Raw genomic sequence first — 14,314 nt, 5'->3', positions numbered from 1 at the left:
CGGGTCACCGTCCTTCGCCGGTGCCGCGCCCCTGCGGGGAGGTGGGCGGCAGCGGATCGTCGCGGGAGGCCTGGGCCTCGGGATAGGCCGAGCGGCCCGGGGGCATCGGCGGGGCCGGGACCGGGTCCACGGCCGGGGCCGGGTCGATCCGGCAGGCGCAGACCTTGTACTCGGGGATCTTGGAGCGCGGGTCGAGCGCGTCGATGGTCAGCGCGTTCGCCGAGGTCGGGAACGGCCAGTGGTACGGGACGAAGACGTGGTCCGGCCGGACCGCCTCGGTCACCAGCGCGGGCAGCACCTCGCTGCCGCGCCGGGTGGTGACCCGGACCGGGTCGCCGTTGCGGTAGCCGTGCACCGGGTGCAGCTCGGCCCACGGCCGGGGCGTCTGCTCCACCAGCGCGCCCAGCCGCCGGGTCTGATTGCCCGACAGGAAGTGCGCGACGGTGCGCCCGGTGGTGAGCCGCAGCGGGTACTCCTGGTCGAACGGGTCGGCCGGCGGGTGCCACTCCACGGTCTGCAGGTGCACCTTGCGGTCCTGGTGGTACGTCAGACCGCCCTCGAACAGCCGCGGCGTGCCGGGGTGGTCCAGGTCCGGGCAGGGCCAGGCGATGCCGCCGGTCTGTTCGAGCCGCTCGTAGGTGATGCCGTAGTAGTCGTTCACCGACCCGGACGAGGCCCGGCGCAGCTCGTCGAACACCTCCCGGGAGCTGTCGAAGGCGAACTTGTCGCCCGCGCCGAGCCGCCGGGCCAGCTCGCACATCACCCAGGTGTCGGTGCGGACGCCGGGCGGCGGCTCCTGCGCCTTGTTGTGCTTGACCACCCGGGCCTCGGCGTTGGCCATCACCCCCTCGTCCTCGGCCCAGGTGGTGACCGGGAAGACGACATGGGCGTTGGCGGCGGTCTCGGACAGGAAGAAGTCGAACTGCGCGTGGAAGTCCAGGGTGTCGTAGCCGTCCTTGACCACGGCGTAGTTCGGCAGCGAGACGAAGGGGTTGTTGCAGATCCCGATCAGTCCGCGGATCTCCTGCCGCTGCATCTGCCAGACCATCTCCATCATCGAGGTCCCGGCCTGCGGCAGGTCGGCCTCGTCGATGCCCCAGAAGTCGGAGATGAACCGCCGCGCCTCCGGGTCGGCGATGGAGCGTCCGCCGGGCAGCATGTCCGACTTCTGGCCGTGCTCGCGTCCGCCCTGGCCGTTGCCCTGGCCGGTCAGCGTGCCGTAGCCGGCGCCCGGCTTGCCGAGGTTGCCGGTGGCGGTGCAGAGGTTGATGACGGTCAGGCAGTTCTCCACGCCCTGGGTGTGGTGCTCGATCCCGCGGGCGTGCCAGGCCATGGCCCGGTCCGCCCCGGCGAACATCCGGGCGACCTGCTCCACCTGCTCGGCCGGGACGCCGCAGATCTCGGCGGCCCGCTCCGGCGGGTAGGCCGCGACGGTCGCCTTCAGTTCCTCCCAGCCGGTGGTGTGCTCGGCCAGGAACGCCTCGTCGGTCAGCCCCTCCCGCACCACCACGTGCAGCACGGCGTTGAAGAAGGCCGAGTCGGTGCCGGACCGCAGCGCCACGTGGACGTCGGCGGTGCGGGCGATGGCGGTCTCCCGCGGGTCGACCACGATCAGCGACGCGCCACGGTCCCTGGCGCCCCACAGGTACTGGGTCAGCACCGGGAAGCACTCGCCGACGTTGGAGCCGGCGATCAGCAGGCAGTTCGTCTGCAGGATGTCGGCGAACGGGTTGGCGGCCCGGTCGATGCCGAAGGACAGCTTGTTCGCCCCGGCCGCGCTGACCATGCACAGCCGCCCGTTGTAGTCGACGTGACGGGTCTTCAGCGCGACCCGGGCGAACTTGCCGACCAGGTAGGTCTTCTCGGAGAACAGGCTGGCCCCGCCGAGCAGCCCGAAGGCGTCGAGGCCGTGCTCGGCCTGGATCCGGCGGACCTCGGCGGCGGTGAAGTCCAGCGCCTCCTCCCAGCTCGCCTCCCGGAACGGCTCGTCCCGGCTGCGCCGCAGCAGCGGGGCGGTGAGCCGGTCCGGGTGGTTGACCTGCTGGTAGGCGTTGAGGCCCTTGGGGCAGAGCCGGCTGCGGTTGATGTCGTGGTTGCGCGGCTCGACCCCGAAGACCTTGCCGTGCTCGTCCACCCGCAGGTACATCCCGCACTGCACCCCGCAGAAGCAGCAGTGGGTCGGCACCAGCGTCTGCTTGACCTGGTCGGCGTGCCACTGGTCGGCCGGGATGCCGCCCGCGTCACGGAAGTTGCGGGTGCCGGGCGGGGCGACGGTGGGGTCGAGCGAGACCGGCACCGGACGGCGCTCCCGGTGGCCGAGCGGACTGCTCATCAGAATCCCCGTTTCACGTGCTGCAGGTAGGCGCCGCCGCGCAGGACGCGCTTGCAGCGCGGGCAGTACTCGGCCCACTCGTCGAAGTCGAGCCGCAGGTCGCGCATGGTGCCGCGGAGGTTCTCCACGAACGGGGCGGTGTCGATCGGCTCGCCGCAGCGGCGGCAGGGGAACAGCGGGCCGCTCTCGGCGGAGGACCCGCCGGGTGTCGCCCCGCCGACCGTCGCCGCGGCCCCGGTCACCGCGCTGTGCTTGAACAGCTGCATCCCCACCGCGGCCGGGCGCTGCACGATGTGGAAGAACTTGCCGAAGGGCAGGTAGACCAGGGTGAACACGACCGAGATCATGTGCACCACGGCCAGGAACTGGTAGCCGCCGCCGTGCAGGCAGATCTCCGAGAAGGTGAGCAGCAGCCCGGTGACCGAGATGGTGAGCAGCGCCAGCAGCGGCAGGAAGTCGTAGCCGAAGCGCTGCCCCGTGGTCGCCGCCCGGTCCCGGGTCCGCCGCCACAGGAAGAAGCCGACCCCGCCGATGACCAGTACCGCGGCCAGGTCCAGCCCGTGGTACATGGCCCAGCCGAAGAGGCTGCTGGAGGAGAAGCCGAGCACCTTGAAGCCCCACACCCGCATCTCGTAGCCGGGCCCGGTCGCGCTGGACCCGGTGAAGGTGAACCAGCCCCAGGTCAGCGGGAAGGTGATGGCGACGGCGAGCAGGCAGCCCCAGAACATCGCCTGGTGCGCGATCCAGCGGGCGTGCGAACGGGCGCCGAGGAAGCGCTGGAAGCCGAGGTAGGTGGCGGCCATCCGGGGCAGCGCGGTGGGCGCCCGGCGGAAGTTCCGCCAGGAGAACACCGTGCCGAGGCCCTTGCGGAACATCCGCCGGGCGGCCGGGGCCGAGATCCAGACCAGATAGCGGTAGGCGACCCCGAAGGTGAGGAACACCGTGGCCACGGTGTAGGGGATCAGCGCGGAGTCGAAGTCCCGCAGCCCCCGGCTGCCCAACACGATGGCCACAACCAGCACCAGCGAGAGCCCAGCGGCGGCGATCACGGCCCGGGTCCTAACCCGCCGCGCCTCGGCGTCAATTGTCACAGATCAGACGATAACAGCCGATAACCACCCAGATACCCTCCGCCACCCCGCATTGCGCCGGACGGGTACCCTCACCGCATGGACGACACCGCCACCGGCCCCCGGCAGTACCGCAGCATGGTTGCCGTGGGCGACTCCTTCACCGAGGGCATGTGCGACGACCTGCTGCCCGGCGGGGAGTACCGGGGCTGGGCGGACCGGGTGGCCGACCGGCTGGCGGTGGAGGCGGCCGGCTCCGCCGAGGGCTTCCGCTACGCCAACCTCGCCGTCCGCGGGAAGCTGATCGGGCAGATCGTGGCCGAGCAGGTCGACGACGCCGCCGCGATGGGGGCCGATCTGGTCACCCTCGCCGGGGGCCTGAACGACGCGCTGCGGCCCGGCTGCGACCCCGACGACATCTGCGCCCAGCTCGGCCCCGCGGCCGAGAAGCTGGCGGCCGGTGCCAGGCGACTGGTGATGTTCCACAGCACCGACCCGTCCCGGCGGATGGCCGGCGGCAGCCGGATGCTCCCGGCGATCCTGCACCTCAAGGCGTTCGTCAGCGAGCTGGGCGAGCGTCCGAACATCGTGGTGGTGGACCTGTTCGAGGCCCGCTGCTTCGACGATCCGCGGCTGTGGGCGGACGACCGGCTGCACCTCTCCCCCGAGGGCCACCGCCGGGTGGCCGAGGCGGTGCTGCAGGCGCTGGACTTCCCGGCGTCCTTCGACTGGCGCGCCCCGCTGCCCCCGGCCGCGCCGATCGGCCGACCGGCCCGGCTCGGCGGCGATCTGCGTTGGCTGGCGAAGCACCTGGGGCCGTGGATCGGGCGGCGGTTGACCGGCAGGTCGTCCGGGGACGGACGAGCGCCCAAGCGTCCCGAACTCGCGCGCTATCCGGAATAATAAATTCGGACAAAACCGAACCAAAGAGTCTTAACGTTCTGGTCATGATCCGTTGGTGGCCGTGAAACACCCGTTCGGCAGGATGCCTGCATGGACAACCTGACGCATCGCAAGCACCGTTGGCGCCGTGACACGGTCGAACTCTCCGCCGTCTTCCTCGCCGTGGCCGTCGCCGACCTGGTCGCCAATGTCGTGGTGCACGGGCACGACGGTCCGGTGCTGCTGGCGGCGTCGGCGCTGGCACTGATGGCGACGGCCGGCTGGCACAGCTGGTGGAAGCACCGCCACCCGGACGCCCCGCCGGGCCCCGCGCCGGGTGACATCACCGGCAGCGCCGGCTCCGTCCCCGGCACGGCCGGCGGCCCTGCCTCCGTCCCGGCCGAGGAACAGGCGCTGTGGCGGATCAGGGCCACCGTGCCGGACGCGCCGGGCAGCCTGGCCGGGCTGTGCCGGGCGCTGGCCGACCTGCCGGTCAACATCATCTCCATGCAGGCGCACCCGCTGGCCGACGAGACCGTGGACGAGTTCGTGGTGCAGGCGCCGGTCGGCACCGCCGGGCCGGACATCACCGGCGCGGTGGTCGCGGCCGGCGGCACCGAGGTCTGGCTGGAGCGGGCCGACGCGCACGACCTGGTCGACGTTCCGACCAGGATCCTCAACCTGGCCACCCGCACCGCCCTGGACGCCGCCGAACTCCCGCTCGCGCTGCGCCAGCTGTTCGGCCGCTGCAGCATCCGCTCGCTCCCCGGCGAGATCGACGAGGACGACCTGGACGGCAGCACCCTGCGGCTGCGCGACCCGTCCGGCGGGGTGCTGGTGGTGACCAGGGACCAGCCGCCGTTCACCCCCACCGAGTTCGCCCGCGCCCGCGCGCTGATCGAGCTGGACGCGCAGTTGGGCCCGCGCGTCCCGGACACCCGCGACCTGCTCACCCTCCCCGGCGGCGGCAGCCACGGCGGCGCCCTGGACGAGCTGACGGTCCGCCGGGCCGACCCGTCCGACCGCGAGGCCGCGGTCGCGCTGCACGACCGGTGCAGCACCGCGACGCTGCGCCGCCGCTACCACGGCCCGACCAAGGACAGCGACCGCTACCTGGGCCACCTGCTGGAGCCCCGCTTCGGCCAGACGCTGACCGTGGAGACGCCGGACGGCGACCTCGTCGCGCTCGCCCACCTGATGTGGGACGACGACAGCGCCGAGGTCGCCGTGCTGGTCGAGGACGCCTGGCAGCGCCGGGGCCTGGGCACCGAGCTGGTCCGCCGACTGGCCGAACTGGCCGGGGACGCCGGGATCGCCCAGGTCTACGCGGTGACCACCGCCTCCAACAGCGGCATGGTGGCCACCCTGCGCCGACTGGGCGTCCCGCTGGACTACCAGGTCGAGGACGGCACGCTGGTGATCACCGCGCACCTGTCCCTGGAGCCCGCGAACCTGCCCGGCCGGCGCTGACCGCTGGCCGCCGGCCGCTACTCGACGGTGACCGACTTCGCCAGGTTCCGCGGCTTGTCGACGTCCCGCTCCAGTGCCACCGCCGCGTAGTAGGCGAACAGCTGGAGCGGGATGCCGAGCAGGATCGGGTCCAGCTCCGGCTCGTTCCGCGGGACCAGGATGCAGTCCTCGGCCAGCTTGGGGTCCGGCGCGGTGTGACCGACCATCAGCACCGGGCCGCTGCGGGCCCGGATCTCGCCGAGCGCGGTGAGGTTCTTGTCCCGCAGCTCGTCGTCCGGGACGATCGCCACGGTCGGCAGCTCCGGGCCGATCAGCGCCAGCGGCCCGTGCTTCAGCTCGCTCGCCGGGTAGGCCTCCGCGTGGACGTAGGAGACCTCCTTGAGCTTCTGCGCGCCCTCGCGGGCCACCGGGTAGCCGCGGACCCGGCCGATGAACATCATCCCCTCGTGGCCCGCGTACTTGGCGGCGAGGTCGGCGATCACCTTCTCCTGGTCCAGGATCTCCCGGATCTGACCGGGGATCGCCTTCAGTCCGGCGCAGATCCGCCGGCCGTCGGCCGGGGAGAGGTCGTGCACCCGGCCCAGGTGCAGCGCGATCAGCGCGAACGCGATCGCGGTGGAGGTGAACGCCTTGGTCGAGGCGACCGAGATCTCCGGCCCGGCGTGCAGGTACATCCCGCCGTCGCACTCGCGGGCGATGGCGCTGCCGACGGTGTTGACCACGCCCAGCACCTTGCCGCCCTTGCGCTTGACCTCCTGCACCGCGGCCAGGGTGTCGTAGGTCTCGCCGGACTGGCTGACCGCGATGTACAGGGTGTCCGCCTCGATCACCGGGTTGCGGTAGCGGAACTCCGAGGCCGGCTCGGCGTGGGCGGGGATCCGGGCCAGCTCCTCGATCAGCTGCGCGCCCAGCTCGCCCGAGTAGTACGCGGAGCCGCAGCCGAGGATCTTTACCCGGCGGAACGCGCGGGCCTCCCGGGCGTCCATGTTCAGGCCGCCGAGGTGCGCGGTGTTGAAGCGCTCGTCGATCCGGCCGCTGAGCGTGCGCTCGACCGAGGTCGGCTGCTCGTGGATCTCCTTGACCAGGAAGTGGGCGTGGCCCGCGGTGTCGTAGGAGGCCTCCTCCCAGTCCACGATGGAGGGCTGCTTCGCGGTGGCGCGGGCGTCCTCCTGAGTGAAGGTGTTGAAGCCGTCGGCCCGCACGGTCGCCAGCTCGCCGTCGTCCAGGTGCACCACCTGGCGGGTGTAGCGGACCAGCGCGGCCACGTCGGAGGCGGCGAACATCTCCTTCTCGCCGATGCCCAGCACGATCGGGCTGCCGTTGCGGGCCACCACGATCCGGTCCGGCTGGTCGGCGTCGATGACGGCGATGCCGTAGGTGCCGACGACGCGCTTGAGGGCGGCCCGCACGGCGTCCTCCAGCTCGACGCCCTCGGTGGCGAGTCCGGCGATCAGGTGCGACAGCACCTCGGTGTCGGTCTCGGACTGGAACACGCAGCCCTCGGCCTGCAGCTTGGCGCGCAGCTCGTCGGCATTCTCGATGATGCCGTTGTGGACCACCGCGATCCGCTCGGCGCCGTCCAGGTGCGGGTGCGAGTTGACGTCGCTGGGCACGCCGTGGGTGGCCCAGCGGGTGTGGCCGATGCCGGCCTTCCCGGCAAAGCGGGCCGGGACCAGGGCGGCCAGCTCGGCCACCCGGCCCTTGCTCTTGCGGACCTTCAGGCCGCCCTTGGCGGCGACGGCGACGCCGGCCGAGTCGTAGCCGCGGTACTCCAGGCGCTGGAGTCCCTCCAGCAGGATGGGCGCGGCGTCCCTGGGACCGATGTAGGCGACGATGCCACACATGGAGCGGCTCCTTCTTTGAGGGTGAGAGGGAGGGGTTTCGGCCGGTCAGCCGTAAACCAGGCGGCGCAGCTGGCGTGCCGACAGCTCCGGGGCCCTGACCCGGCGCTGCGGCAGTTCGGCGGCGATCCGTTCGAAGATCCTGTCGTTGGTCAGCCCACGTGCCTGCAGCTCCCCGTGGCGGCGGCGCACGTACTCGTCGGTGCTCTCGGAGAAGTACGCCAGCACGTCCGCCACGACCCGGGCCGCCTCGGCAGGGCCGAGCGCGGTGGTCCGCGCCAGGTGGTCGAAGAGGTCCTCGTGGGTGAACACGTGGACTGACCTTACGCAGATATCGCGGCGACACCAACATTCCTGCCCGGAATCGGGCAGGAAACGGCGCGACCGAGTGATTTCCGGGTTCAGTCCCCCGCCCGCACCCGCTCAGTCCCCCGCCCGCGCCCGCCGACGGCGGACCAGCCGTACCGACCCGGCCCCGGCCCCGGTGAGTGCCAGCAGCAGGCAGCACAGCGCGGGCACCCAGTTGCCCCAGCGGTCGTAGAGGGTGCGGCCGGTCGCCAGCGGCACCCGGTAGACGGTGCTGCCCCGGTCGTCGGTGGTCAGCTGGTGGCCGACCTGGCGGCCCAGCGGGTCGAACGCGGTGCTGACCCCGGTCAGCGTGGCCTGGACCACCGGGCGGCCGGTCTCGGCGGCCCGGAGCGCCGCCAGCGAGGCGTGCTGCTCCGGCGCGGCGGTGTTCTGGAAGGTCGAGGTGGACGACTGCACCACCACCACCTGCGCGCCCCGGTTCACCAGCGCCCGGCTCATGTCCGGGAACGCCGACTCGAAGCAGATCAGCGGCCCGATCCGGAGCGTCCCGCCGCCGGGCTCGGGGACGGTCATCACCACCGGGGTGTCACCGCGGCGGCGGTCCACCGCGGCGGCCTTGGACAGCTTGGTGATCCAGCCCAGCACCGGCCGCAGCGGGATGTACTCGCCGAACGGCACCAGCCGGATCTTGTCGTAGCGCTGCCCGGTCAGCCCCTGCGGGCCGACCAGCACCGAGCTCTTGTAGATCGCCCCGTTGGGCCGGGCGGCGTCCACGTTCACCAGCAGGTCGGCGCCGACCTGCCGGGACAGCACGGCCAGCTGCGCGGTCAGGTCGGGACGGGTGGCCAGGTCGTAGCCGAGGCTGCTCTCACCCCAGACCACCAGGTCGGGACGGGTGCCGACGAGGGCCCGGGTGAGCCGCTCCCCGCGCGCGGTGCGGTCCTCCAGATCGGCGGTGCCGCCGGGCTGGACCACCGCGACCGCGGCCGTGGCACCGGTCAGCCGCGGCTGCGGGGCCCAGGCCAGCGCCGCGAAGGTGCCCGCGGCCAGCGCGGCGACGGTGCCGCAGGCGACCACCGAGCGCCCCCGGGCGCCGATCAGCAGCACCACCGCGGTGTTGACCGCGACGATGGCCAGGCTGTCCAGCCACACCCCGCCGACCGAGGCCAGCACCAGCGCCGGGTGCTGCCGGTACTGGCTGGCGCCGAGCAGCCCCCACGGGCCGCCGAGGTACTGCCAGGAGCGGACGGTCTCGATGGCCAGCCAGCCGCACGGCACCAGCACCACCGCGGCGAGCGCCCGGCCCGGTCCCGGTCGGCCCCGGAGCAGCCGCCAGACCAGCCAGCCCCAGGGCGCCCAGCAGACGCCGAGGAACCCGGCCAGCACCAGGATCGCCACGCTCAGGGTCGGGATCAGCCAGCTCATCACCCCGACCAGGAACCCGACGCCGCCCCACCAGCCCAGCGCCATCGCCCGCCGGGCGGTCGGCGCGGTGCGCAGCACCAGCATCAGCGGCACCAGGCAGACGTAGGCGAACCACCACCAGCCGACGGTGGGGAAGACCAGCACCGGCAGCGCCCCGGTCGCGGCGGTCAGCAGCGGCATCCGCGCGCGCCGGCCGAAGCGGGCGATCCGGCCCCGGGCGGTGGGCGGCGGCCCGGCGGCGGGTTCGCCGCCCGCCGGATCGGACCGCACCGGCCGGTCGTCCAGCTGGTCACCCATCGAGCGCCTCCCGGCGGCAGAGCCCACGTTCCGTCCTCTCCCTGAACAACCCACCCAGTCTCCGCGCATTCCCGCTGCTCAGCACCTTGAACGCGCCGACCGCAGCGGAAGCCGCTTCACACCGGGCGGGCGCTGGGGCACCCTGGGAACAGGGAGGCTGACATGGTGTCACGTCCGGAACATCACAGCAGAACCGAGCGGGTGCTGGTCGGAGGAGCCCGGCAGGTGGTCGTGGTGGCACTGCTGCCACTGTGGCCCTTCGTCGCCTACCCGCTGTCGCTGGCGGTCTGGGGCCGCCGCCCGCTGCACCCGAGGGCCCGCACCTTCGCCGCCCATCCGGGCCAGCACTCGGTGCCGTCCCGGATGCTGCACAGCGTGGTGCGGCACCCGGTGGTGGTCGCGCTGGGCGCGCCGATGCGCTTCGTCGCGAGCCGTCCGCCGTTCCAGAGCAGGAACGCCGGACGCCGCGGCGCCGACGGCCGCGGCTGGGGCGAGGGCCCGCCCCCGGCGGGCGACCGCGAGCCGCGGCGGCCCAGGTCCGGGCCGCCGACCGACGCGATCGCCCTGGCCGAGCCGCACGGCTGACCCGGGGCCGGGCCCCGAGTGCCGTCAGGCCGCTGTGCCACCCGCGTAGTCGGAGGCGAAGGCGTTCTCGATCACCGACTCCACGCCGGTGTCGGTCAGGATGATCCCCAGCTCGCGGTTGCTGCTGAGCGAGTTGCTGGTGATGTTCATCGAGCCGGCCTCGACCTTGGCCGTGGACAGGCCGTAGTCGGCCACCATCGCCTTGGCGTGGATGTAGTAGCCGGTGCTGGAGGAGTAACCGCGGACGGTGCCGCCGGCCGCCTTCACCTTGGCCACCTCGGAGGAGTAGTCGCCCGGGTACTCCAGCACCACCCGGACCTTCACCCCGGCCTGCGCCCGCGCCACGATCGCGTTGACCACGGTGGTGTCGCTGAACTCCTCCTCCTCGACGTCCAGGGTCTTGGTCGCCCCGTTGATCACGGTGAGCAGCCGGCTCCGCGAGTCGGTCGGCGACCAGAGCAGGTCGACCGCGTCGCTCGGGGTGACCGCGGTGTGCGCGTAGTCCGCGGCGAAGACCTTCTCGATCGCGGCGACGTCGGTCGGGGCGTTGTCGAAGACCCCGTAGTCGCGGCTGGTCGAGTAGTACTTGGAGGTGAGGTTGCCGGTGAGGATCAGCGACTCGGCGCCGTTCACGGTGATGGTCTTCTGGTGCGTGTAGACGTACGAGGTCGAGGAGTAGACCACGCCGACCCCGGCCGCCTTGAGGGTGGAGTAGGCGGAGGCGTTGGTGGAGGTCTCCTGCCGGTCCAGGATCACCCGGACCGCGACGCCCGCCTTCTCCCTGGCCACCAGGTCGGCGACGGCGGTGCTGTCGTTCAGCTCGTACATGGTCATGTCGAGGGTGGTGGTCGCCGAGTTGATGAAGTTGTAGATCGTCGGCTCGGTGCTGCCGAGCGAGAAGGCGAACGCCGAGTAGGTACTCGCGGCGTGGGCGGGGACGCTGGTACCGAACGCGGCGGCGCACGCGGCGAGGGCGACTCCGGCGCGACGTATCGAGGAGGTACGGGTCATCTGTGTCTCCCAGGACACTTGATGGGTCATCAGGCCCGCTGGTCTGACGCGGAACCCAGAAGACCACGCGCGTAGAACCGCAGGGAAGGCATCTGCGGTTAATTTGGCATGTCCATTAATCTACGCGCGTTTTACTGTGCCTTTGCCATCACCTGGGCTTACCGGGAGATCCTGGGCTCACCAGGAGATGATGCCGTGGTCCCCGGGGTTGCCCCGCCACGGCCGCGGCGCCTGCCTGCGGCCCGCGCCCCCGGGACCGTCAGGGCCGGCGCCCTGCCGACGGTCCCGGGGGGCCTCGGAGAGGAGCCCCGCCCCGGGCCCGGACGGTCGCTGGACCGGGCCCCCGTACGTCTCGCTGCTCTCTCCGGTCTCACCCACGTGCTCCACCCTCGCTGCGGCCGGAGGCGCAGGTCAACGATGTCCCGGGGATGTGGGACAGAGATGGGACAGCCACCCCCCGGCGGATCATGGGCGGAGTCCCGGCGTTAAGGTCGTGCCCAGGGTCCGACGTGCCGAAGGGTGTCTCCATGAGCAGTGACCGTGCGGAGCGTTCCGGGCCCCCGCCGGTCGGTGACGACCCGTCGGCCCAGCTCGCCGCCGAGCTGCGGGCGACCCAGGCCGCCTCCGGCCGCAGCCTGCGCGAGCTGGAGGGCGACACCCACTCCAGCAGCTCGTCCCTGTCCCGCTACCTGACCGGGCGCTCGCTGCCGCCGTGGACCGTGGTCGAGGCGCTGTGCACGCTGGCCGACCACGACGCCGCCCGGCTGCGGCCGCTCTGGGAGGCCGCCCGCAAGGGGCGCTCCCCGGTCGCCTCGGCCAGGAACGACCTGCCCCGGGACACCCTGCGCTTCGTCGGCCGGGCGGACGAGCGCCGACTACTGCTGGCCGAGCCCGGCGTCTGGGCGCTGGACGGGATGGCCGGGGTCGGCAAGACCGCCCTGGCCGTCCACACCGCGCACCTGATGGCCGGGACCCACCCGGACGGGCGCTTCTACCTCAACCTGCACGGGCACACCTCCGGCCGCGGGCCGATGCGGCCCGGCACCGCCCTGGAGACGCTGCTGCGCGCACTGGGCCTGCCCGGCGGCCGGATCCCCGAGGACGGCGACGAGCGCGCCGCGCTGTGGCGGGCCGAACTGGCGTCGCGCCGCGCGGTGGTGGTGCTCGACAACGCGGTGGACGAGGAGCAGGTCGCCCCGCTGCTGCCGGGGACCACCGGCAGCGCGGTGCTGGTGACCAGCCGTCGGCGGCTGGTCGGCCTGGACAACGTCCGCTCGCTCTCGCTGGACGTGATCACCCCGGCCGAGGCGGTGGAGCTGTTCCACGCCGTGGCCGGGCCGCGCACCGGCCCGGCCGAGCAGGCCGCCGTCGAGGAGATCGTCCGGCTGTGCGGCTGCCTGCCGCTGGCGGTGCGGATCTGCGCCGCCCGACTGCGGCACCGTCCGGCCTGGTCGGCCGGGTCGCTGGCGGAGCGGCTGCGCGGGGAGAACCGCCGGCTGCCCGAGATCGACGCGGGCGACGGCGGGATCGCGGCGGCGCTGGCCCTGTCGGCGTCCCAGCTGGACCGGCCGACCGCCCGGCTGTTCGGGCTGCTCGGCTCGGCCCCGTCCACCGACGTCGACCCTTTACTGGCCGCGGCGCTGGCCGGATCCACCCTGGATGACGCCGAGCAGCTGCTGGAGGACCTGGTCGACGTGCACATGCTGGAGCTGCCCGCCTCCGGCCGCTACCGGCTGCACGACCTGACCCGCGACTACGCCCGCGGCTGCGACCTGCCCGACCGGGCGCAGGCGCGGCACCGGATGCTCGACTACTACCTGCACTGCACCATCGCCGCGGCCCGGCTGTTCGACCCGTACCAGGCGGCCCGGTCCAGCACCACCCCGGTCGCCCAGCCGCCCGCGTACGCACCGGAACTGACGGACCGTGAGCAGGCCGTGGCCTGGTGGGACGCCGAGTCCGGCAACCTGGTCGACGCGGCCAGGGCGGCGCTGGAGGCCGGCGAGCCGCAGCGGACCATCGCCCAGGCCCGCAAGGCGAACCGCTTCTTCCTGCTGCACGGCAGGACCCAGGAGTGGATCACCATGAGCGGCCTCTCGCTGCAGGCGGCCCGGCAGACCGGCAGCGCCGAGGAGGAGGCCTGGTCGCTGCTGGCCTGCGGCGCGGCGTACCGCCGGTCGGGGGACATCCAGCGGGCCCTGGCCTTCCTGCACGAGGGCCGCGAACTGGCCCTGACCCGCGGGCCGGTCAGCGACGAGGGCTTCATCCTCAACGCGCTCGCCGTCATCTACTCCGACATCTGGGACCTGGACGCCGCGATCGAGAACTTCCTCGCCGCCGTCACCGTGTTCGAGGCCGAGGACAACACCCGCGGCACCAGTGTGGCCATGGTCAACCTGGCCGAGATGCTGCTCCGCCGCGGGCGGGTGCCGGAGGCGCTGGAGCGGGCCGGGGCCGCGCTGCGGATCTTCGAGGCGGAGGGGCACATCGCCGGCGCGACCAAGGCCCACGGCACGCTCGGCGCGATCCAGCACCGGCTCGGCGCCTTCGACGAGGCCGGGAAGGACTTCACCGCCGCGCTCGACCACGCGCGGCGGACCAGCTTCCGGGAGCTGGAGGTGAACGCCCTGAACGGGCTGGCGATGGTCGCCAGGGACAGCGGCGACCTCGCCGCCGCCTTCGGCCACCACGCCGAGGTGGCCCGGATGGTCGCCGAGGAGGACCACCCGGACCTGGCCAACTTCCTCAACGAGCGCGCCAGGACCCACCTGTTCGCCGGGCAGCGGGAGCAGGCCGCCGCCGACGCCGCGGCGGCCCTGGCGCTGGCCCGCGAACGCGGCAACACCTACGAGGAGGCCCGCGCCCTGCGCACCACCGCCGCACTCGCTTCGGCAGCGGGCCACGCGGCGACGGACCAGGCGGCAGCGGGCCAGGCGGCAGCGGACCACGTAGCAACGGACCACGCGGCGACGGCCGAGTCGCTGCTGACCCGGGCCGCGGCGCTGCTGGCCGAGCTGGGCTGCACCGACCCGACCGCGCTGCCGGGCCTGCCCACGGCCTGACCTGCTGCGGCTCCCCCGTACGATCATCCC

The 14,314-nt window shown here is 73.0% G+C and carries 10 protein-coding genes; 4 read left to right on the top strand and 6 right to left on the bottom strand.

The features are described from left to right. Nucleotides 1–4: 4 nt before the first annotated feature. Nucleotides 5–2,332: a molybdopterin oxidoreductase family protein gene (locus tag ACEZDE_RS30795; RefSeq protein WP_380543339.1), complete on the bottom strand. Its 2,328-nt coding sequence runs from the start codon at nt 2,330–2,332 to the stop codon at nt 5–7. Beyond that, complete coding sequence (locus tag ACEZDE_RS30790) at nt 2,332–3,423, bottom strand: MFS transporter (RefSeq protein WP_380543336.1); 1,092 nt, start codon at nt 3,421–3,423, stop codon at nt 2,332–2,334. The genes ACEZDE_RS30795 and ACEZDE_RS30790 overlap by 1 nt, the downstream gene beginning before the upstream one ends. Before the next feature lie 78 nt (nt 3,424–3,501). Between ACEZDE_RS30790 and ACEZDE_RS30785 the strand changes: the two genes are divergently transcribed. Together ACEZDE_RS30785 and ACEZDE_RS30780 are read left to right on the top strand one after the other, a co-directional pair. Beyond that, nucleotides 3,502–4,305, top strand: coding sequence for an SGNH/GDSL hydrolase family protein (locus ACEZDE_RS30785; RefSeq protein ID WP_380543334.1), 804 nt, complete (start codon nt 3,502–3,504; stop codon nt 4,303–4,305). A gap of 90 nt (nt 4,306–4,395) precedes the next feature. After that, on the top strand, nt 4,396–5,754 hold the full coding sequence (locus ACEZDE_RS30780) for a GNAT family N-acetyltransferase (RefSeq protein ID WP_380543331.1): 1,359 nt from the start codon (nt 4,396–4,398) through the stop codon (nt 5,752–5,754). Between the two features lie 17 nt (nt 5,755–5,771). On the opposite strand, the gene glmS is transcribed toward ACEZDE_RS30780, so the two are convergent. The 3 genes from glmS to lnt form a co-directional block, all read right to left on the bottom strand. After that, nucleotides 5,772–7,598, bottom strand: coding sequence for a glutamine--fructose-6-phosphate transaminase (isomerizing) (glmS, locus tag ACEZDE_RS30775; RefSeq protein ID WP_380543328.1), 1,827 nt, complete (start codon nt 7,596–7,598; stop codon nt 5,772–5,774). 45 nt (nt 7,599–7,643) lie between these two features. Beyond that, a complete protein-coding gene (locus tag ACEZDE_RS30770) occupies nt 7,644–7,907 on the bottom strand; it encodes a hypothetical protein (protein WP_380543325.1) in 264 nt (87 codons plus the stop codon). 111 nt (nt 7,908–8,018) lie between these two features. Next, complete coding sequence (gene lnt, locus ACEZDE_RS30765; RefSeq protein WP_380543322.1) at nt 8,019–9,626, bottom strand: apolipoprotein N-acyltransferase; 1,608 nt, start codon at nt 9,624–9,626, stop codon at nt 8,019–8,021. A gap of 162 nt (nt 9,627–9,788) precedes the next feature. Between lnt and ACEZDE_RS30760 the strand changes: the two genes are divergently transcribed. Then, nucleotides 9,789–10,211, top strand: coding sequence for a hypothetical protein (locus ACEZDE_RS30760; RefSeq protein WP_380543319.1), 423 nt, complete (start codon nt 9,789–9,791; stop codon nt 10,209–10,211). A 24-nt stretch (nt 10,212–10,235) separates the two neighbouring features. On the opposite strand, the gene ACEZDE_RS30755 is transcribed toward ACEZDE_RS30760, so the two are convergent. Beyond that, complete coding sequence (locus tag ACEZDE_RS30755) at nt 10,236–11,222, bottom strand: phospholipase D-like domain-containing protein (RefSeq protein WP_380543316.1); 987 nt, start codon at nt 11,220–11,222, stop codon at nt 10,236–10,238. Between the two features lie 527 nt (nt 11,223–11,749). Here ACEZDE_RS30755 and ACEZDE_RS30750 point away from each other — a divergent pair. Beyond that, nucleotides 11,750–14,284 (top strand): ATP-binding protein, encoded by a 2,535-nt coding sequence (locus tag ACEZDE_RS30750; protein WP_380543313.1) that lies wholly within the window; start codon nt 11,750–11,752, stop codon nt 14,282–14,284. Nucleotides 14,285–14,314 lie beyond the last annotated feature (30 nt).

This window comes from Streptacidiphilus cavernicola, from assembly GCF_042510955.1.
GTDB lineage: Bacteria > Actinomycetota > Actinomycetes > Streptomycetales > Streptomycetaceae > Streptacidiphilus > Streptacidiphilus cavernicola.
This window is presented reverse-complemented; position numbering and strand designations above follow the sequence as displayed.

Excerpts from the sequence above, each read along its gene's own strand:
- ACEZDE_RS30755 (WP_380543316.1), bottom strand. The coding sequence starts at position 11,222 with ATGACCCGTACCTCCTCGATACGTCGCGCCGGAGTCGCCCTCGCCGCG.
- ACEZDE_RS30780 (WP_380543331.1), top strand. The coding sequence starts at position 4,396 with ATGGACAACCTGACGCATCGCAAGCACCGTTGGCGCCGTGACACGGTC.
- ACEZDE_RS30795 (WP_380543339.1), bottom strand. The coding sequence starts at position 2,332 with ATGAGCAGTCCGCTCGGCCACCGGGAGCGCCGTCCGGTGCCGGTCTCG.
- ACEZDE_RS30750 (WP_380543313.1), top strand. The coding sequence starts at position 11,750 with ATGAGCAGTGACCGTGCGGAGCGTTCCGGGCCCCCGCCGGTCGGTGAC.
- ACEZDE_RS30785 (WP_380543334.1), top strand. The coding sequence starts at position 3,502 with ATGGACGACACCGCCACCGGCCCCCGGCAGTACCGCAGCATGGTTGCC.
- ACEZDE_RS30760 (WP_380543319.1), top strand. The coding sequence starts at position 9,789 with ATGGTGTCACGTCCGGAACATCACAGCAGAACCGAGCGGGTGCTGGTC.
- lnt (WP_380543322.1), bottom strand. The coding sequence starts at position 9,626 with ATGGGTGACCAGCTGGACGACCGGCCGGTGCGGTCCGATCCGGCGGGC.
- glmS (WP_380543328.1), bottom strand. The coding sequence starts at position 7,598 with ATGTGTGGCATCGTCGCCTACATCGGTCCCAGGGACGCCGCGCCCATC.